Below are 876 nucleotides of genomic sequence, written 5' to 3' on the forward strand. Positions count from 1 at the left end.
CGCACCCTCCCCACTCCGCGATCTTGTAGTTGCGGCCCCCGTTGCGCCCGATTCGGGGCGTTATCGGAGGACCGAAAATGCAAGATCGCGAGGGTGGCGCGGGCCGGAGATCCTCGCTCGGTTGGTTCCTGCGGCGAGCCTCCCGACAAGCGAGATTGGCGTTCCGTCTTTCGGGAGCGATGAAGATCTTGGTAGGAAAGGGCCCCTATGAGGGCCGTTTGGTACCAAGATCTCGCCGGAGTCGGAGTCGGAGTCGGAGTCGGAGCCGGAGCCGGGGCCTGTTGACTACGCCCGCTCACAGATCGGCGCGGGTGGCCGCGGCGCGTCGAGCCAGGTCGGGGAGGCGACGACCGGGCTCAGAGGACGTCGAGAACCTGGCACAGCCAGGTGCCTCGGCGGCGTTCCAGGCGTATCGCGACCGCCCAGCTCGCGCCTCCGGCACCGGCGAACACGGCGGTGGCCTCGACCGCGCCCGCGCGGGGCTCGCACACACGCAGGCGTCGCAGCAGCAGCGCCGGCCGGGCGGTACGGCGGCGGACCGGGGTCACCCGGCGGGCCGCGCGGGTCAGCTCGGCCGCCACCGGGCCGGCCGACTCGGGCAGGCAGAGCGGCCGGATCTGGCCGGGTGGGCGGAAGCCGTTCACGATCTCCAGGAAGGTGCGCACGAACCGGTGCGCCGCCCGCGCTCCCTCGGGTGTGGCGGAGGCGAGGGCTGATGCCTGCGCGCCGGACCAGCGGGGCCAGGCGGGTGCCGGGTCCGGGGCGCGGCCGGCGGGGCGTGCGGTGGCACGGCGACGCGGGTCGGCCAGGTCGAGCGTGAGCTGACCGACGGGACTCCAGAGCGGTTCCTCGTCGGTGCACGGCGGGTCGAGCGGC

1 protein-coding gene is annotated in these 876 nt (G+C 73.7%); it reads right to left on the reverse strand.

The window, feature by feature from the left end; all coding sequences use genetic code 11:
• Positions 1-356: 356 nt before the first annotated feature.
• Positions 357-876, reverse strand: a 520-nt coding sequence (locus F8279_RS29710; RefSeq protein WP_151501713.1) for an Rv3235 family protein, incomplete at its 5' end; no start/stop codon positions are given.

Origin of the sequence: Micromonospora sp. AMSO1212t, assembly GCF_008868145.1 — a bacterium.
Classification (GTDB): Bacteria; Actinomycetota; Actinomycetes; order Mycobacteriales; family Micromonosporaceae; genus Micromonospora; species Micromonospora tulbaghiae.